At 54.8% G+C, this 18,731-nt stretch carries 17 protein-coding genes and 1 rRNA gene; 7 read left to right on the forward strand and 11 right to left on the reverse strand.

The features are described from left to right. Window positions 1-36 precede the first annotated feature (36 nt). On the forward strand, window positions 37-1,335 hold the full coding sequence (locus tag G364_RS0111555) for an adenylosuccinate synthase (protein WP_019935308.1): 1,299 nt from the start codon (window positions 37-39) through the stop codon (window positions 1,333-1,335). 160 nt (window positions 1,336-1,495) lie between these two features. Here the strand turns inward: G364_RS0111555 and ispB are convergent, their stop codons facing one another. Next, window positions 1,496-2,470, reverse strand: coding sequence for an octaprenyl diphosphate synthase (ispB, locus tag G364_RS0111560; protein ID WP_019935309.1), 975 nt, complete (start codon window positions 2,468-2,470; stop codon window positions 1,496-1,498). Between the two features lie 237 nt (window positions 2,471-2,707). Here ispB and rplU point away from each other — a divergent pair, with 237 nt between their 5' ends. The 4 genes from rplU (at window position 2,708) to folA (ending at window position 5,063) form a co-directional block, all read left to right on the forward strand. Next, window positions 2,708-3,019: a 50S ribosomal protein L21 gene (gene rplU / locus G364_RS0111565; protein WP_019935310.1), complete on the forward strand. Its 312-nt coding sequence runs from the start codon at window positions 2,708-2,710 to the stop codon at window positions 3,017-3,019. A gap of 17 nt (window positions 3,020-3,036) precedes the next feature. Next, window positions 3,037-3,294, forward strand: a complete 258-nt coding sequence (gene rpmA / locus G364_RS0111570) for a 50S ribosomal protein L27 (protein ID WP_019935311.1) — start codon at window positions 3,037-3,039, stop codon at window positions 3,292-3,294. A gap of 116 nt (window positions 3,295-3,410) precedes the next feature. Continuing rightward, window positions 3,411-4,568: an Obg family GTPase CgtA gene (gene cgtA / locus G364_RS0111575; protein WP_019935312.1), complete on the forward strand. Its 1,158-nt coding sequence runs from the start codon at window positions 3,411-3,413 to the stop codon at window positions 4,566-4,568. Window positions 4,569-4,577: 9 nt separating this feature from the next. Beyond that, window positions 4,578-5,063 (forward strand): type 3 dihydrofolate reductase, encoded by a 486-nt coding sequence (gene folA / locus G364_RS0111580; RefSeq protein ID WP_019935313.1) that lies wholly within the window; start codon window positions 4,578-4,580, stop codon window positions 5,061-5,063. A gap of 7 nt (window positions 5,064-5,070) precedes the next feature. Here folA and G364_RS0111585 read toward each other — a convergent pair whose 3' ends face one another. The 6 genes from G364_RS0111585 to lptD are packed head-to-tail and all read right to left on the reverse strand — an operon-like array spanning window position 5,071 to window position 11,770. Beyond that, the gene (locus G364_RS0111585; protein WP_019935314.1) at window positions 5,071-5,886 is read right to left on the reverse strand and encodes a symmetrical bis(5'-nucleosyl)-tetraphosphatase; all 816 of its coding nucleotides are present in this window, start codon (window positions 5,884-5,886) and stop codon (window positions 5,071-5,073) included. After that, window positions 5,886-6,260 carry a Co2+/Mg2+ efflux protein ApaG gene (apaG, locus tag G364_RS0111590; RefSeq protein ID WP_019935315.1) on the reverse strand — a complete coding sequence of 125 codons (375 nt, stop codon included), beginning with the start codon at window positions 6,258-6,260 and terminating at the stop codon, window positions 5,886-5,888. Before apaG ends, G364_RS0111585 begins: the two co-directional genes overlap by 1 nt. Continuing rightward, entirely contained in the window at window positions 6,260-7,069 is an 810-nt protein-coding gene (gene rsmA / locus G364_RS0111595; RefSeq protein ID WP_019935316.1) for a 16S rRNA (adenine(1518)-N(6)/adenine(1519)-N(6))-dimethyltransferase RsmA, read from the reverse strand. The genes apaG and rsmA overlap by 1 nt, the downstream gene beginning before the upstream one ends. Then, the gene (pdxA, locus tag G364_RS0111600; RefSeq protein WP_026344870.1) at window positions 7,062-8,051 is read right to left on the reverse strand and encodes a 4-hydroxythreonine-4-phosphate dehydrogenase PdxA; all 990 of its coding nucleotides are present in this window, start codon (window positions 8,049-8,051) and stop codon (window positions 7,062-7,064) included. The genes rsmA and pdxA overlap by 8 nt, the downstream gene beginning before the upstream one ends. Before the next feature lie 14 nt (window positions 8,052-8,065). Then, on the reverse strand, window positions 8,066-9,367 hold the full coding sequence (surA, locus tag G364_RS0111605; protein ID WP_026344871.1) for a peptidylprolyl isomerase SurA: 1,302 nt from the start codon (window positions 9,365-9,367) through the stop codon (window positions 8,066-8,068). A 24-nt stretch (window positions 9,368-9,391) separates the two neighbouring features. Then, on the reverse strand, window positions 9,392-11,770 hold the full coding sequence (gene lptD / locus G364_RS0111610; RefSeq protein WP_019935319.1) for an LPS assembly protein LptD: 2,379 nt from the start codon (window positions 11,768-11,770) through the stop codon (window positions 9,392-9,394). 236 nt (window positions 11,771-12,006) lie between these two features. Between lptD and djlA the strand changes: the two genes are divergently transcribed. Beyond that, a complete protein-coding gene (gene djlA / locus G364_RS0111615) occupies window positions 12,007-12,816 on the forward strand; it encodes a co-chaperone DjlA (RefSeq protein ID WP_019935320.1) in 810 nt (269 codons plus the stop codon). Between the two features lie 73 nt (window positions 12,817-12,889). Here djlA and G364_RS0111620 read toward each other — a convergent pair whose 3' ends face one another. Genes G364_RS0111620 through rapA form a run of 4 tightly spaced genes read right to left on the reverse strand, consistent with a single transcriptional unit; the run spans window position 12,890 to window position 18,129 of the window. Then, window positions 12,890-13,840: a D-2-hydroxyacid dehydrogenase gene (locus tag G364_RS0111620; RefSeq protein ID WP_019935321.1), complete on the reverse strand. Its 951-nt coding sequence runs from the start codon at window positions 13,838-13,840 to the stop codon at window positions 12,890-12,892. Continuing rightward, window positions 13,773-14,540 (reverse strand): DUF3530 domain-containing protein, encoded by a 768-nt coding sequence (locus G364_RS0111625; protein ID WP_245541423.1) that lies wholly within the window; start codon window positions 14,538-14,540, stop codon window positions 13,773-13,775. Before G364_RS0111625 ends, G364_RS0111620 begins: the two co-directional genes overlap by 68 nt. Window positions 14,541-14,572: 32 nt before the next feature. Then, the gene (locus tag G364_RS0111630) at window positions 14,573-15,232 is read right to left on the reverse strand and encodes an RluA family pseudouridine synthase (RefSeq protein ID WP_211212447.1); all 660 of its coding nucleotides are present in this window, start codon (window positions 15,230-15,232) and stop codon (window positions 14,573-14,575) included. A gap of 23 nt (window positions 15,233-15,255) precedes the next feature. Then, window positions 15,256-18,129, reverse strand: coding sequence for an RNA polymerase-associated protein RapA (gene rapA, locus G364_RS0111635; RefSeq protein ID WP_019935324.1), 2,874 nt, complete (start codon window positions 18,127-18,129; stop codon window positions 15,256-15,258). A 483-nt stretch (window positions 18,130-18,612) separates the two neighbouring features. Here rapA and G364_RS0111645 point away from each other — a divergent pair. Then, a 16S ribosomal RNA gene (locus tag G364_RS0111645) occupies window positions 18,613-18,731 on the forward strand; the annotation flags it as partial.

The following is an 18,731-nucleotide window of genomic DNA, read 5'->3' on the forward strand; positions in this document are numbered from 1 at the left end:
TAGACTCCATTTTTAACAACTCGACAGTTAGAGAAAATGGGACAAAACGTTGTTGTACTAGGCACCCAGTGGGGTGACGAAGGCAAGGGCAAAGTTGTCGATCTGCTGACCGACAAGGCTCGTTATGTTGTACGTTATCAGGGCGGCCACAACGCCGGACACACCCTGGTTATCGACGGCAGAAAGACCGTCCTCCATCTCATTCCCTCAGGTATCCTGCGCGACAATTGCACCTGTATCATCGCCAACGGCGTTGTGCTGTCTCCTGACGCTTTGCTGAAGGAAATGGCCGGCCTGGAAGAAAGTGGTGTGCCGGTGCGGGAACGCCTGAAACTGAGCGAAGCCTGCCCGCTTATTCTGCCTTACCATGTTGCCATGGATCAGGCCCGCGAAAAGGCCCGTGGTAATAAAGCCATTGGCACCACAGGTCGTGGTATCGGCCCTGCTTATGAAGACAAAGTAGCCCGTCGCTGTCTGCGCGTGGGTGATTTGTTCGACATGAACACCTTTGCCCATAAGCTGAAAGAAGTAGTGGAATACTATAACTTCCAGCTCAAGGGTTTCTATGGCGTTGAAGAAGTATCTTACGATGAGATACTGGAGCAGGCCAAAGGCTACGCCGAGCTGCTGACCAGCATGGTGGTTGATGTAACCGACCTGCTCGACAAGGCCCGCCGCAGTGGTGAGCGCATCATGTTTGAAGGTGCTCAGGGCACTCTGCTCGACATCGATCACGGTACCTACCCTTACGTCACCTCATCCAACACCACTGCCGGCGGCGTGGCCACCGGCTCCGGTTTTGGCCCCTGCTATGTAGATTATGTGCTGGGCATTATCAAGGCCTACACCACTCGCGTGGGCTCTGGTCCGTTCCCTACAGAGCTGTTTGACGATATTGGTCAGCACCTGGGTGTGAAGGGGCATGAGTTTGGTGCTACTACCGGCCGCAAACGTCGTACCGGCTGGCTCGATATGGTGGCCATGAAGCGCGCCATTCAGGTGAACTCCATTACCGGCTTCTGCCTGACCAAGCTTGATGTGCTCGACGGTCTTGACGAGATCAAGATCTGTACCGGTTACAAGATGCCTGATGGCTCGGTGCAGGATGTGCCGCCCATGGCTGCTGAAGGCTATGAGACAGTGACACCGGTATACGAGTCCATGCCCGGCTGGAGTGATAACACCTTCGGCGTGACCACGGTAGAAGGTCTGCCTCAGGCGGCGCGTGATTATATCAAACGCATTGAAGAGCTGACCGGTGTACCGGTAGATATTATCTCTACTGGCCCGGATCGTGCCGAAACCATGATACTGCGTCACCCGTTTGAAGCCTGAGCTTTAAACTGCACGCAATAAAAAAACGCCGGCTCACTGAGCCGGCGTTTTTGTTTGATTCACTTTGGTCATTCCGGCGAAGGCCGGAACCCATTCTGCAGACGTTGATGTTGTCAGTCATGGACTCCGGGTCAAGCCCGGAGTGACGATAGTCTGCAGATCAGCGGCTGCGCTCGACTGCCATATGGGCCAGATCAATCAGGGCGGCCTTGTGCTCGGAGTCAGGCAGTACATGCAGTGCATCAATGGCTTTCTGCGCTTCTTCCCGGGCGCGCCGGCGACAATATTCCAGGGCTTGGGTCTGCTCCAGAATCGCCATGATCTCATCCAGATGATCCATGCCGGTGCGGTTAGTGATGGCATCACGAATACGCTCACGCTGAGCCGGCGTGCCATTTTCCATGGCTCGCAGCAGGGGTAGCGTGGGCTTGCCCTCTGCCAGGTCATCGCCCACATTTTTGCCCATGTCACTGGCATCGGAGCAATAGTCCATCACATCGTCCATTAACTGAAACGCTGTGCCCAGATACTTGCCGTAATCCAGCATGGCCTGCTCGGTGGCTTCAGGCTGATGAGTCAGCACGGCGGCAAGCCGGGTCGCTGCCTCAAACAGCTTGGCGGTTTTGCAGTAGATCACCTGCATATAGCTGGCTTCGGTAGTATCCGGGTCATTGCAGTTCATTAACTGCAATACTTCCCCTTCAGCGATGACGTTGGTGGCTTCACTCAGCAGCTGCATAATGCGCATGCTGTTCAGCTCTGTCATCATCTGAAAGGAGCGGGTATAAAGAAAGTCGCCCACCAGCACGCTGGCAGCGTTACCGAACAGCGCATTGGCGGTATCCCGGCCCCGGCGCAGGTCCGATTCGTCTACCACATCGTCGTGCAGCAGGGTGGAGGTATGAATAAACTCCAGCAGCGCGGCCAGCTTGATGTGGTCAGTGCCTTCGTAGCCCAGTGCCCGGGCACTGAGCACGGTGAGCATGGGGCGCATGCGTTTGCCGCCGGCGCTGACAATGTAAAATCCCAGCTGATTGATCAGACTGACGTCTGACTGCAGGCGGGTCATGATGAGTTCGTTGACCGCTTGCATGTCCTGCTCGGTCAGTTGTTTGATCCTGTGAATATCTACCATAAAAGTTATAAGCCGGACGATGCAGTGTGAATTCAATAATGTTAGGATTTTACACGATTCGTCAAAGGGATAAACCTGTCCGGGCAGGCATGGCCTGCAATGCGGACGGGCATCATTTTTTTGCGCTCTCTCCCCTTGTCTCAGGGGATCAATTTGCGTACAATGCGCGACCATTGTAAAACAGTTTTAGTGCACAGCCCTTCAGCGGGCATAAGTGCCATATTCGGAGTTAAAATCATGTACGCGGTAATCCAAAGCGGCGGAAAACAGCACCGTGTAGCCGAAGGCCAGGTTGTTCGTCTGGAAAAACTGGACGTAGAAACCGGCGCTTCTGTCGAGTTCGACAAAGTGCTGATGGTAGCCCAAGGTGAAAACGTTAAAGTAGGTGTACCCTACGTTGATGGTGGCAAGGTAACTGCTGAAGTAGTTACTCACGGTCGTGGCAAAAAAGTCAAGATCGTTAAGTTCCGTCGTCGTAAGCACTCTCGCAAACAGCAGGGTCACCGTCAGTGGTTCACTGAGGTGAAAATCACTGGTATCAGCGCCTAAGAGAGGAGTTAAGTTCCATGGCACATAAAAAAGCAGGCGGCTCTACTCGTAACGGTCGCGACTCAGAAAGCAAACGTCTTGGTGTAAAGCGTTACGGTGGTGAATCTGTCCTGGCGGGCAACATCATCGTTCGTCAGCGCGGCACCAAATTCCATGCCGGCGACAACGTAGGCCTGGGCAAGGACCACACTCTGTTCGCCAAAGCCGACGGCAAGGTGAAGTTTGAAGTTAAAGGTCCTCAGAACCGTAAGTTCGTCAGCATTGTAGCCGAGTAAGCTACGATCAGGACTTTAAAAAGCCCCGCCAACCGGCGGGGCTTTTTGCTTTAATAAAGGCACGTTCGGCAAGAGCCGGATAGACAGGCTCAGAAAACGAATGGGAGAGCAGTGAAATGAAATTTGTCGATGAAGCGGAGATCCGCATCGAGGCGGGCGACGGCGGTAATGGTTGTGTAAGCTTTCGCCGGGAGAAGTATATTCCCAAAGGCGGCCCCGATGGTGGTGACGGCGGCGATGGCGGCGATGTGTATATGCTGGCCGACGAAAACCTCAACACCCTGATCGACTATCACTTCGAGCGCTTTCATCGTGCCGAACGTGGCGAGAATGGCCGGGGCGGCAATTGTACTGGCAAGCGCGGTAAGGATCTGGTGCTGACGGTGCCCGTGGGTACCCGTGCCAAGGATGAAATGACCGGCGAGATCCTCGGCGATCTGACCCGTCACGGCCAGAAATTACTGGTGGCCAAGGGCGGTTTTCACGGTCTGGGTAATACCCGCTTCAAAAGCTCGGTAAACCGGGCGCCACGGCAGAAGACCAACGGCACCCCGGGAGAAATCCGTAATGTGCTGCTGGAGCTGCTGCTGCTGGCTGATGTGGGTCTGCTGGGCCTGCCCAATGCCGGCAAATCCACCTTTATCCGTTCGGTATCGGCAGCCAAGCCCAAGGTGGCGGATTACCCTTTTACCACCCTGGTGCCCAACCTGGGGGTAGTGCGTTGTGACGGCCAGAAAAGCTTTGTCGTGGCAGATATTCCCGGTCTGATTGAAGGTGCTGCCGATGGTGCCGGCCTTGGCATTCGCTTTCTCAAGCATCTGGAACGCTGCCGTATACTGCTGCACATTATTGACGTGCTGCCCGTTGACGGCTCGGATCCTGCCGATAACGCCGACATCATTGTCAACGAGCTGAACCAATACAGCGAAGAGCTGGCTGCCAAACCACGCTGGCTGGTATTTAACAAGCTGGATCTGGTGGATGACGAGCAGGCCGAAGAAGTCATTGCCCGCGTCACCGAGCTGCTTGACTGGCAGGGTCCGGTACACCGCATGAGCGCCATCAGCAAGAGCGGTACCCGTGAGCTGACTCAGGCACTGATGGCCTTCCTGGACGAGCACCCGCGCACTCAGGAAGAGCTGGAAGCAGCCCGTGAGCCGGTCAGCTTCAAGTGGGATGAATATCATCAGTCAGCCATGCACGAAGCGGAAGATGAGGATGATGACTGGGACGATGAAGAAGATGACGGTCACGTTATCTACACCAAGGAGTAAGCGGACAGCATGATGTTATCCATGATAGTGGCCATGACTCGAAACGGTATTATCGGCAAGGATAATGACATGCCCTGGCACCTGCCGGCGGATCTGGCCTACTTCAAGCAAACCACCCTGGGCAAGCCGGTGATCATGGGACGTAACACACATGAGTCCATCGGCCGGCCGCTGCCCGGGCGGCGCAATGTGATTGTCAGCCGCTCGCTGAGAGAGGCACCGGCGGGTACCGAGCTGGTGTCGTCCCCCGAGGAAGCCATTGCGCTGCTGAATGGTTACGAAGAGGTCATGGTCATGGGCGGCGGCCAGCTCTATGCCGCCTTTCTGCCGCTGGCGGACCGGCTTTATATTACTCGTATAGAAGCCAATATTGACGGTGATACCCGTTTTCCTGCTCTGGATGAGCAAGCGTGGAAACTGGTGCGTGAAGAGGTGCGTGCCGCCGATGAGCGCAATGAGTTCGACTGCCGGTTTCAGGTGCTGGAGCGGGGTTAATTACCACTCAGGCATGCACAGGGCAGGGCGTGCTGATACGCTCACCGGTTTCCCAGTGCAGCAGCGTCAGGCTGCCACCCCACACACAGCCGGTGTCCAGCGCATGGATGCCGGGCTGCTCACACTGACCTTCCAGCGCCGCCCAGTGGCCAAAGATCAGCGGCGGATCCTGGTGTTCACTGCGCAGCTCAAACCAGGGTTTAAGTGTTGCCGGCACCTTGTCCAGACCTTCCTTGAAGTCAAAGTCCAGCCGGCCATCGGCATAACACAGCCGCATACGGGTAAGGGCATTAATGGTAAAGCGCAGCTGATCAGGTTCGTCCAGATCCTCACGCCAGCGGTCCGGCTGGTTGCCGTACATATCTCGTAATCGATCCAGATAGTGCTCAGAACGCAGTTCAGTTTCAGCGAATCGTGCCGCCGCACGCGCCTGTTCAACCGACCACTGGGGCGGAATACCGGCATGGGTCATTATAAAGCCATGTTCGCTGTGCTCTGCCAGCAGTGGCTGCTGCCGCAGCCAGAACAGTAAGTCAGTACTGTCGGCAGCCTGCAGAATGCGTTGAACTTTGTCTGCTTGCTTGGGCTTGCGCAGGCCGGCAGCAACCGCCAGCAGATGCAGATCGTGATTACCCAGCACTGTGGTGGCGGCATTGCCCAGGGCCATGACCCGGCGCAGACAACCCAGGGAATCTGGCCCCCGTGCCACCAGATCACCGGTCAGCCAGAGCTGATCCCGGGACGGAGTAAAGCCCACGCCGGCCAGTAACTGGTTCAGCTCGCTCAGGCATCCCTGCAGATCGCCGACAATATAGGTGGCCATCAGTTGATCAGATTCGGCTGGGCCAGACGAAAGGGCGCTATGGGGGCCTCAAACTCGCTGCCGTCATCCCGGCGCAGGGTATAAAAGCCTTCCATCACGCCCACCGGTGTTTCCAGGCTCACACCACTGGTATAGGTATAATCATCCCCCGCTGCAATGGCGGGCTGTTCGCCCACCACACCACTGCCTTCCACTTCAATACGTTTGCCGTTGGCATCAGTGATCAACCAGCGCCGGCTGATCAGCGTAACGGTTTCATCACTTTGGTTGTCAATGGTGATGGTATAGGCAAACACATAATGCTCATCTTCCGGCGACGAACGATCCGCAAGATAGCGGGGCACCGGAGTAATATGAATGGCAGCAGCAGACATCAGGACTCCTTCTTTTGTGACAGGGCATTGGCCAGCGTAACGTATTGCGCCAGGGTCAGCTGCTCCGGACGAGTGGAAGGATCCAGGCCCAGGGCAGTGATCTCGTCCGCAGTAAACAGGTGGCTCAGGCTGTTACGAATGGTCTTGCGGCGCTGACCAAACGCATCTGCGGTGATCCGGGACAGATCCTTGAGGCTCTGAGCCGGATGCGGCGGTGTCTCAAATGGCAGCAGCCGCACTACCGCCGAGTCGACCTTGGGCGCAGGCTTGAAGGCCTCCGGTCCCACTTCCAGTACGGGGACGACTTCACAGTAATATTGCGCCATCACACTGAGGCGGCCATAGGCCTTGCTGCCCGGACCGGCAGCGAGCCGGTTCACCACTTCCTTTTGCAGCATAAAGTGCATGTCCTGCACCAGTGCCGAGAACTCAAATAAATGGAACATCAGCTGGGTGGAGATGTTGTAAGGCAGGTTACCGAAAATTTTCAGTTTTTTGCCGGGTTCGCACAGGCTGCTGAAGTCAAACTTCATGGCGTCGGCCTGATGAATATTGAGCTTATCTTTCAGAAAGGGGTGGGTTGCCAGACGGGCAGCCAGGTCCCGGTCCAGCTCGACAACATTCAGGCGTTCAATACGCTCGCACACCGGGCCGGTAAGCGCACCCAGACCAGGACCGATTTCGACCATGGTAAAGTCGTCGGACGGATGAATGGCATTGACTATCTGATCGATGGTGTAATCATCGTGCAAAAAGTTCTGACCAAAACGTTTACGGGCCTTGTGGCCTTGGTGGACCTTGCTATTCATCGCGTTTTTCTATCATCTCAATGGCTTGGTTTAGTGCGCACAGCATGCTGCCCGCGTCAATCTGGTCGGTGCCGGCCAGCTCCAGGGCAGTGCCGTGATCGACCGAAGTACGAATAAAGGGCAGTCCCAGGGTAATGTTAACGGCCTTGCCAAAGCCGATGTATTTCAGCACCGGCAGACCCTGGTCGTGATACATGGCGAGAAAGGCATCGGCATCTTTCATGTATTTTTCATTGAATACGGTATCGGCCGAGAGCGGGCCAACCAAATCCATGCCTTCTTCACGCAGTTCGTTCAGGGCAGGAATAATGACATCAATTTCTTCCCGCCCAAGGTGCCCGTCTTCTCCGGCGTGGGGGTTCAGGCCACACACATAAATACGCGGGCTTGCAATGCCAAATTTGCTTTTCAGCTCGGCATGCAGAATGCGAGTAATTTTGGTCAGACGCTCATGGGTAATGGCTTTTGACACATAAGCCAGCGGAATATGAGTAGTCACCTGGGCGACTCTCAGTCCGGGGGTGGCCAGCAGCATGACCACATCAGGCACATTGGCCTGCTGGGCAAAAAACTCGGTGTGGCCACTGAAAGACACGCCGGCCTTGTTGATAATACCCTTGTTGACCGGGCCGGTTACCACCGCATCAAACTCGCCGGTCATGTTGCCGTCGGATGCCCGTTTCAGGGTTTCCAGCACATAAAGGCCGTTGGCTTCATCCAGCACGCCAGGAGTGGCGGGTCTGGCCATTTTAACCGGTGCTACTGTCAGGGTGCCGGCCATTTGTGGCCTGGGTTCAGCCTGTGGATCATAGGTAAGCAGGGTGATATCCCGGCCCAACAGTTCAGCCCGGGCTTTAATCAGCTCCGGGTCGGCAATTACTACCAGCTCGGCCGGCCAGTCCAGGTCGGCCAGCGCCAGCATCAGCTCCGGGCCTATGCCAGCGGGCTCTCCGGGGGTGATGGCTATGCGTTTACAACTCACGAGTCACCATTAAGTTATTGAGTGTCGACAATACGTATATAAGCCTGATCCTTGAGCTCATCGAGCCAGGTCTGTACTTCTTCGTTAAAGCGACGATTGAAAATCAGTTGATAGGCCCGCTGCTCGGTGGCCTGCTCGGTGGCATCCTGCACACGCTTGTCTTCCAGACGCACCAGATGCCAGCCATGCTCAGAGCGAAACGGTGCGCTCAGCTCGCCAGGTTGCAGCTGAGTGACGGTGTCACGAAAGCTGCTGACATATAGCTCCGGAGAAGCCCAGCCGAGATCACCGCCATTCACGGCAGAGCCGGTATCATCAGAGTGTTGCTCGGCCAGCTGGGCCATGGTTGCATCACCATTGCGAATGGAGCGGGCAAAGTCTTCAAGCATGGATTGTGCTTTTTCTTCACTCAGAATAACCGATGGCTTGATCAGAATATGCCGGGCGCGCACTTCCAGTGCCTGCACCGTTTGTTGCTGGCTGCCTTCCATATCCAGAACCGTCAGAATATGCAGGCCGGCACCGGAGCGGATGGGGCCGATAATATCACCTTTTGCATGATTTCTCACCGCCTCGCTGAACAGAGACGGCATTTCGCCCATGGTCATCATGCCCCAGTCGCCACCTTCAAGCGCTTTGGGACCGGCGCTGTGGGCGATGGCCAATTTACGAAAATCGGCACCATTTTTCAGTTGCGCCAGCAGCTGTTTTGCCTGGCTGTCGGCCTGACGCAGTTGTTCGCTGCTGGGATTGGCGGGCAGGGGCAGCAAAATGTTGCCCACCCGGTAGCGGGCATTGCTCTGGCCCTGCTCCCGAATCATTTGTACTACCTGTTTGACTTCCTGATCAGAGATATTAATTTGCCGGCGTACCTGATTGCGGGCCAGCTCACTCATCAGAATTTCGTTACGGATCTGCTCTCTGAATGCAGACCAGCTTTGGCCATTGGCCGCAGTGTCCGCTTGTAGCTGCTCAAGGGTTTTACCTTCACCTTTGGCAATATTTACCAATGCCTGCTCCAGCTGAGTATCGGTAATACGTAATCCCAGGCGCTCAGCCAGCTGTAGTTGCAGACTTTCCAGGATCAGGCGCTCAAGAGCCTGTTTACGTAAATTCTGCAGATCGGGCAGAGGCTGGCCAGCAGCGTTGGCACCGCTGCTAACCTGCTTTACCAGCGCATCAAGCTGGCTTTCCAGTACCACATCGTTATTGACCTGAGCCACGGTTTTGTCCAGTACCTGTGGCGCGGCATGACCGCTAAATGACAGCAAGCCCAGTCCGGCGGCCATCAGTAAATTCTTGCATCTTTGGTTCATGACAAATCCTGTGCGCAATGAAAATCAGTTGTTTAAGTTAAAGGGGCGATAATAGGGCAGCAGCTCGGTACCCGGCTCAAATTTACTGCCTGTGCCCAGCGAGCTGAAGCCTTTCAGCTCAAAGCGCAGTCCTATGCTGGTTTCCTGGTTGGCTTCAGCAGGAGTACGCAGTTTGTCTTCTTTCTGCCATTGCTCCCATACCAGGCTTACTGCCCAGCAGCAGGAGTCGTAGCGCAGTCCAATCAGACTATCGAGATTACGATGGAGTTCAATATCCCGGTAATAAGCGCCAATAAATCCCCATTGCGGTGCCAGTGGCCAGAATACCGTACCACCTATCTGGTTGAGATCCTGGCTAATACTATCGGAGAAGTAACCTGAACTCAGGTGACGAAAGCCCAGCTGGGCCAGTTTGCCCTGCTCGTTATATTCCAGGGTAATATTACCGGCCGCCAGCTGATGGTTGCGGGTGTCCTGCTGCGCCTCAGCGTGAACAAACCAGTTGTTGTCGAGGTTAAGATCACCTTCAAAGGTGAGAAAGGAGCGCTTGGTTTTATCCAGTTGTTCACTGGGAAACAGTTTCACTCGTGGCGCTGTGAAGTTAAAGGTCTGCGCCAGTGCCAGACGAAGGCGTTCGGTGCCGGCATTATCATAAATACGGCTGGTAAAGCCGGCGGTCAGCTGGTTGGCATCACTGATGCGGTCCAGGCCGGCAAAACGTCGATCGCTGAACAGGCTGTAATAGTCCTGGCGCATGGTGGTGCTGTCATACAGGCCAATATGATCCTGATCGTCGTAGGGCACATACAAATACTGAATTTGCGGCTCCAGGGTCTGCGTGAAATCCTGCTCAAACCAGCGTGCCCGGCGGTCAAACACCAGGCTGCCGTTCAGGCGCAGACGAGGTAACAGCCGGTCGGCACTGGAGTCCAGGCTGTTTTCATCAAATCCCCATGTATCGCGGTAATAAGCGCCAAGGGTATTGGGTATATCCTGCTCATAGTGAGTGTAATAGGCGCCTGCATCTGCCTTCAGCTGGACGCCGGGCTGATCAATCAATGAATAAATAATACGCGGTTCAATATGAAAGCGTGTGGCCTGGTAAGCTTGCTCATCGCTGTTTTCAAAGCGCGCCAGCTCGGCATCCAGTGCCGCATCAAAATCGCCAAAACCACGGTAGCTGTTGAGTGTCAGTGACGGCATCAGCTGAAAGGGCTGAGTAGGCAGTTCCGATTTCAAAATCTGATAATCACGGACTTCTGTGGTCAGCTGCCAGTGCCGGTCATAATAACCGCCGTTGAGTGACTGCATCAGCTGATCATCCACCACTGTGCCTACTGGCGGATCAAAGTCATCCAGGTAGTTCTTATCCCAGCTGGCGACCTGAGTGTAGTTGACATTACCCCGCCAGTGGCCTGCTCTGTCAAAACGGGCATTATGCTGCCAGCTGAACAGCCAGCGAGCATCATTCTGCCATTCTTCAGCAGCCAGCGCCGGATCATTGGCCAGCTTTTTGTCTTCAGGCAGAAATTCGCCATAAAGCACACCACTCTGGCCCTGAGTGGGTAAATAGCGAAACTCCAGCTGCGCCATGGTGCCCCGCTTTTCTATATAGCGAGGTGTAACGGTGGCATCGTAGTTAGGCGCAATGTTCAGGTAATAAGGCAAACGGATATCGGTGCCATTACTGCTGCTGATATCGAAAGAGGGATACAGAAAACCGCTCTGACGTTCGTCTTTTACCGGAAACTTGATATAAGGAAAGTAAAAAACAGGCACATTACCGGCCCACAGCACGGCATTCCAGGCTTCACCAAAAACTTCATCCTGCTCCACAGAGACGGTGCTTGCTTTCAGCTGCCATGCTTCTTCACCGGGCGGGCAGGTGGTGTAACTGGCCCCTTGCAGATCAACTTCACCTTTTTGATTGTCCAATGTGACCTTGCGGGCTGTACCCCGGCCCGGGTCGCCGTGCAGCTGATAGCGAGCCTGATCAAGCTGGCTGTCTTTAGTGGTCAGATTACCGGTCAGGGTACTATCGCTTTTTACTGTGATGGTGCCGTCAGTCAGCTGAATATTGCCCGTCGCCATGACATCCCGGCTTTGCTGCTCCAGCTCCATATAATCACTGCTAAAGCGTCGCTGCCCCTGCAGCACCTCTACATTGCCCTGATAGAGAATTTTGCCGTCTCTGGTGGCATTAAGTACATCGGCAGTAACAGTAATGGGAGCATTGGCATCGGTTTGTCCTTCCACCCGCAGTGGCACATGGCTGAAACAACGGCTGAAAGAAATAGGATTGGCATCCTTGTCTTGCTCATCAAAAGGAGCCGTGCCGGCAACCTGTGCCTGAGCCAGACCGGATGCAAACAGCAGGGGAAGGCCGATAATCCGTTTTTTCATGAGGTGATGCTCTCGTTCCTGGTGTTGGCGACACCGCCCGTGATCCTGCGGGCTGGTTGAGCTTTTGGTGTCATTCTTTTATGGTAGCGGGCTATGATAAAGCATTCTCGCTGCCAGCTCTATGCCGGCCCCGACTACAAATATTTTTATCCGCCGACCTTATGACACTATCTTTGTTTGCCACCGCTATTGCTTTTGCCCGAACCCTGACCATTTTCCTGTGGGAGTCCCGCTGAATGCTTTCACATATTAAAGGTAAAATAATTGGCTGCCTGCTCGGGTTTTTGATTGGCAATGTACCCGGTGCCTTGTTGGGTTTGTGGCTGGGCCATCTGGCTGACAAAAAGCTGGCCAACGCCTGGGGCTTTGTAAAAGATGCCCAGCAGGAATTTCTTTATGCCACTTTTGCCACCATGGGGCATCTCGCCAAGTCCAGTGGTCGGGTGACCAGTGAAGAAATCCGGCTTGCCGAGCAGCTGATGGTACAGATGCGTCTGCGTCCGGATCAAAAAGCTGAGGCACAACAGGCTTTTCGTGACGGCAAGGAAAGCGACTTTCCGTTAACAGAAACCCTGCGCCGGTTTCGGGCGCGTACCCGGGACAGCCGCAATCTGCTGCGCTTTTTTATGGAAGTGCAGCTGCAGCTGGTGTTTGCCGACGGCGAGCTGCACCCGGCGGAGCGCCGGCTGCTGCACACCATTGCCACTGAACTTGGCTTTTCTGCTCAGGAACTGGAGCAGTTACTGGCCTTTGCTGAAGCCCAGCTGCATATGTATCGCGAAGGCCGTGCCGGCGGCCATGCCGGCGGCTTTACTCCGCCTCCGGCCAAGGACAGACTGCGCGATGCCTACCGTATTCTGGAAGTGGAAGACAGCGCGGACGATGCCACGGTAAAGCGCGCCTACCGCCGGCAAATGTCCAAACACCACCCCGACAAGCTGGTGGCTCAGGGGCTGCCCAAAGAAATGATGGAAATGGCCAAAGAAAAAGCCCAGGACATACAACAGGCCTGGGAAACCATTAAAACCGCCCGCAATATTCGCTGAAAAAGGGAATAGGGATTTGGGAGCAGGGATTCGATTTCCCTAATCCCCGGTCCCTATTCACCAATTCCTGCTGTTAAACCAGCCTGTTCTGCTTCCGCCCGTGAGCAAATGCTTCGATATTATCAATCAGCTGATCTGCCAGTCGCTGCATGGAGTCATGGCTGGCCCAGGCGATGTGCGGTGTCAGGATAAAGTTGGGGTATTGCAGCGCCTGCATCAGCGGATGATCGGCGGGCGGCGGCTCGGCGCTGACCACATCAAAGCCGGCACCGCCGATGCGCTGTTCCCGCAGTGCGTTCAGCAGCGCTTCTTCATCCACCAGGCCGCCGCGGCCCACGTTAATCAGCAGAGCATCAGGCTTCATCATGGCAAACTCCCGCTCGCTGATGACATGATGAGTATCCTTGTTCAGCGGGCAATGCAGGCTGATCACATCGGCCGTTTCAATGACCTGTTCAAACGGCAGGCGGCCATGGCCTGCCGGCTGACCCTTACGGGCGGCCACGATCACTTTCATACCCAGCGCCTTGGCCAGCCGCTCCAGATCTCTGGCAATCGTACCATAACCAATCAGTCCCAACGTCTGGCCTTTCAGATCACGAACTGAATAGTCGAAATAACAAAACTGTCCCGATTGCTGCCAACGACCATGCTCTACAGACTGACGATACGCATACAGGTTACGGCTGAGCGCCATCATCAGTGACAGTGCATGTTCAGGCACGGCGCTCTCGGAATAATTACGGATATTGCACACGGCAATGCCGGCGTTGCGGCAAGCGTTGAGATCGATATTATCACTGCCGGTGGCGGCCAGTGCCACCAGCTTTAATGAGGGCAATCTGGCAATGACATCGGCGCTGATATGCACCTTGTTGACGATGGCCACATCGGCGTGCTGCAATCGCTCAATCACCTGCTCGGGAGTGGTGTCGGCATAATCCTGCCAGTGATGATCAAGGTTTGGCCGGCGCAGCTTCACGTCCGGAGCCAGTGTCTTGCGATCGAGAAAGACCAGCTTCATTGGGGGTTACTCCTTTTAAAAAATCCGGTGCACCCGGAGGCAGAGGCATCCAGCCATGACGCGTTATCCAGGCGGCCATAATACGGCTTGAAAAAAGCGGCGAGTGAATGGTAATCGATTCATAATCGGCTTGTTCGCGGGCACTGGCATGGCGGCGCAGCTTCTGATTAAGCAAAGAAACCGGCTGCCGTGTGCTGAACAAGTCCAGCACCGGCCAGCCGGAGCGTGACAGACTCATAGCCAGCATTTGCTGGGTGGCTTTATCAGAAGGAGTGGCATTCAATACCATAAGGCCGCTGGGAGCCGGCAGGGTGCCGGTTTGTATCAGTTGCTGATACCAGAGAGAAGCGCTGCCCTGGGTCAGCACCACCTGGGGAAGTTCGGGCTGGCGCTCAAATATGGGAGCCAGGCGTTCGCCCAGCGTGGTCACCCAAGTTTGCTGAGCGTCGGATACTTTCTCGGCAGCAGGATCAAAATAGCTCTGCTGAGGATCAGGCAGCAGCAGCACCAGCTCCCAGCCACGATCCTGCCACCATGGTGCCATGGCCAGCCACTGATGCAGTTGCTGTTGCTCTGGCCAGATTAGCAGCTGGCCCAATGGCTTGGGCCGTGCTGCAGCAAAGCGTAGCAGGGCAGCTTGTGGCTGGTATTCCCGATATTCGCTCCAGTCAAAGCGCGCCATGGCTGTTGAGGTGAACAAGCAGCCTAACAAGCACCATGCCGCCCGTTTCATCAGCTCACCTCAAAAGGTGCCGGAGCGGTAAATTCCAGCCGGTGCTTATATCTGGGATGTTTGAATGCCAGATAGGCCGCATGCAGTTGCAGCTGAGAAGCCATGGCCAGCGCCTCACCCTCGGCATAGAGATTGTCGCCCAGTATGGGATGACCCAGGCTCAGCATATGCACCCGAAGCTGATGGGATCGACCGGTTACGGGAGTCAGTTCCATCAGGCTGCGGTGGTTTTCACGACGCAGGCAGCGCCAGTGCGTGAGCGCCGCCTTGCCCTGTTCATGATTCACCATATGCCGGGGGCGGTTGGGCCAGTCGCAGCACAGGGGCAGATCCACGCTGCCCTTGTCTTCGTCCGGCCGGCCATATACCCAGGCATAGTAGCGTTTTTCAGTTTCCCGCTCGCGAAACTGACGGCTCATCTCCCGGTGTGCCTTGGGGTTCAGCGCCATCACAATCACGCCCGATGTGGCCATATCCAGCCGGTGCACTACCTGCACCGTCGGAAACACGCGGGATACCCTGAGCGACAGGCTGTCAAAGTGCACCGGATCCCGTCCGGGAACACTCAGCAAACCACTGGGCTTGTTCAGTACAATAATGCTGTCGTCCCGGTACAATATTTCAAAAGGTGGATCCGCCGGCGGATCATAATGCAGCAATACCATGGTCTGGCTCAGTATCCTTATTGATGACTTACCACAATAAACCGAATTGCATCCAGCTTTAAGCGGGTATGGCTGAGCAGATTATCCAGTTCGGCTTTCAGCTCCACAACATGATCAATTTCACTCTGCCGTACGTTCGGATTTACCTTGGCCAGCTGCTGAAGTCGGGTCAGTTCCTGTTCCATGGACTCATGCATGCGAGTACGGGCGGCTTCTACCAGCTGCTCCATCTGTTGTTCGGCCACCGGTGTGGCCAGCTGCAGTTGCTGATGAATAAAGCTCTGTGATGCGTTCACCAGTTTGCTGCCCAGATGGCGGTTAATGGGGCTGAGTTGTTTGTCAAAGGCCTCAAAGCTGACTTTATCAGCCAGGTTATTACCGTTTTTATCCAGCAGCAGACGAATGGGAGCGGGCGGTAAAAAGCGGTAGAGCTGAGTATGATGAGCCGATTCGGCCACAAAAATCAGCTCTACAAACTGAGTGCCTACCGGCAGCGCCTTATTCTTGAGAATGGCCACAGAGGTGGTGCCTATCTCGGATCCCAGCACCAGATCGATGCCGCCGCGGATCATGGGATGATCCCAGCTTACAAATTGCAGATCGTCCCGGCCCAGAGCGGTATGCCGATCAAACGTGATGCTGGTGCCATCTTCGGGCAGGGCTGGGAAGCTAGGGATCAGCATCTGCTCGGTGGGGCGCAGCACAATGGCATTTTCACCCTTGTCGTCCTGATGAATGCCCACTTCATCAAACAGCTTGATGGCAAAAATGGCCAGCGTCGGATCGTCGTCTTTTTCGGCCAGTTGAGCAGCCAGATCCTGATGAGTAAAGGTGCCGCTGGAATTGAGCTCAAGCAGCCGGTCACGGCCTTGCTCCATCTGATCAATCAGCTTGCGTGTCATGATCTGAGTATCGGCAATCAACTGATTCAGGGCGTCGGTATCCTGACCATGACCAGCCAGAATTTCCAGCAGGCGCTCAGACATTTGCTGATATACCGGCTGACCTACGGCATTGGGTTTGCTGAAGGCATCCATACCTTCTTGATACCAGAGGGTCAGCGCCTGCTGGGCGGTGCCTTCAAGATAGGGTACATGAATGTCGATATCATGCTGCTGGCCAATACGATCCAGACGACCAATACGCTGCTCCAGCAGATCCGGGTTCAGGGGCAGGTCAAACAGCACCAGCTGATGAGAGAACTGGAAATTACGGCCTTCCGAGCCAATTTCGGAGCAGATCATCACCTGAGCACCGCCTTCCTGCTGAGCAAAGTAGGCGGCTGCCTTATCCCGTTCCAGTAATGACATACCTTCATGGAATACGGTTCCGCGAATGCCTTCCTTGGTGCGCAGTATTTCTTCCAGTGCAAGAGCCACCCCCGCCTTGGCGGTGATAATAAGAATCTTGTTATTGCGGTTTTCCTTAAGAAACTCAAGCAGCCATTCAACCCGGCTGTCGAACTGGGTCCAGCTGCTGTCGCCGCCTTCAAACTGGCGGTAGATCTCTTCCGGATACAGGGCTTGTAACGCCTGAGCGGCATTATCCTGATGGCTTCCCATCATACTGGCCACGCGAATGGCAGTCTGATATTGGCTGGGCAGAGGCAGAGGATGCAAATGCAGCTGGCGCGCCGGAAAGCCCTTGATAGACTGGCGGGTGTTACGGAACAACAGGCGACCGGTACCGTGATGATCAAGCAGCCGGGCCAGCAGCGCGCGGCGTTGCTCGGGGGTATTCAGGCTGGCGCTGTCTTCACCGTCCATAAAGGGAGCCAGTCGTTCCAGAGCGGTGGCATCCAGTGGTGTGTCACTCAGCAGTGCTTCTGCGGCCTCAGCCAGAGGCTGATATTCTTCTTCTTCCGCCAGAAAGGCGTTGTAATCATAAAAACGCTCGGGATCGAGCAGACGCAGCCGGGCAAAGTGACTTTCATGACCTTGCTGATCCGGAGTGGCGGTAAGCAGCAGTACGCCGGGAGTTTCTTCCGCCAGCGCTTCTACCACTTCGTAGGCACGGCTTGGGCGTTCGGCATCCCACACCAGGTGATGAGCTTCGTCTACCACCAGCAGATCCCAGTCGCTGTCGGCCAGCTGCTCAAAGCGCTTACGCTTTTTGGTAATAAAATCGAGGCTGCACAGCACCAGCTGCTCGGTATCAAACGGGTTGGCTGAATCGGCAAAGGCTTCCACGCAGCGTTCTTCGTCGAACAGTGCAAAGTGCAGGTTGAAACGGCGCAACATCTCTACCAGCCATTGGTGGATCAGGGCGTCGGGCACCAGGATCAGAATGCGCGCAGCACGGCCCGACAGCCATTGCTGCTGAATAATCATGCCTGCTTCAATGGTCTTGCCGAGGCCCACTTCATCGGCCAGCAATACCCGCGGGGCATGACGGTTACCCACTTCATGGGCAATATGCAGCTGATGCGGAATAAGACCAATGCGGCCGCTGCCCAGACCACGCAGGGGAGAGCGACGTTGATTGAATTGATGCATCAGTGCCTGGTAACGCAGATTAAAACGGCCAATTTTGTCAATCTGGCCGGCAAACAGCCGTTCCTGAGGTTTGTTCAGCTTGATAAAGTGGTTGAGAAAGGTTTCCTTCAGACTGGTTTCTTCTTCCGTATCCAGGCGCTTGCCGTGATAAACCAGCAAACCATCCTGCTCCGATACCGACTCTACTTCCAGCTCCCAGTCTTCATGACTGCTAATTACGTCTCCGGGATTAAACATGACACGGGTAACAGGAGCATCATTAATGGCATACATGCGGTTTTCACCACAGGCAGGAAACAACATGGTGACCATGCGCACATCAATGGCGACCACGGTCCCCAGTCCCAGATCGGTTTCGGTATCGCTGATCCAACGCTGGCCGAGGGAAAAAGGCATTCAATTCTCCAAGCTGAAGAGGGCTGTAAAAAAGGGGCGCTATCTTACCTTAAAGCATCAGATAGCTGCACCCGTGATTGATCCTGAACATGAGTATAAGAAACAGCATATAAAGAAGGAAAACAGGCTTTTGCATAAAAAACAAACGAACAGTATTGAAGTGATAAAAAACGTCAAAAAAGCCCTTGCGCAAAAATCGCGGCTCCCTATAATGCGCATCCACTGACACGGGGCAACACGCCAACGGTCACAAACGTTGAAAGACAACAAAATAAAGTTTGATTCAACGCTTGACGAACACCAAGAGTTGCGTAGAATACGCAGCCCTGACCAGCGAAAGCGGTCAACGCTCTTTAACAATTTATCAAGCAAACTGTGTGGGCACTCGCAGTCGATTGAGAAACAAAAAATATTGTTTTTCAATGATTTGTGAAGTGCACTAGAAATAGCAGCAATTCAGATATTCATTGAGCATCAAATCTTTAATTGAAGAGTTTGATCATGGCTCAGATTGAACGCTGGCGGCAGGCCTAACACATGCAAGTCGAGCGGTAACAGGAGAGTAGCTTGCTACTTTTGCTGACGAGCGGCGGACGGGTGAG

This window comes from Oceanimonas smirnovii ATCC BAA-899 (assembly GCF_000381965.1).
GTDB classification, from domain to species: Bacteria; Pseudomonadota; Gammaproteobacteria; order Enterobacterales; family Aeromonadaceae; genus Oceanimonas; species Oceanimonas smirnovii.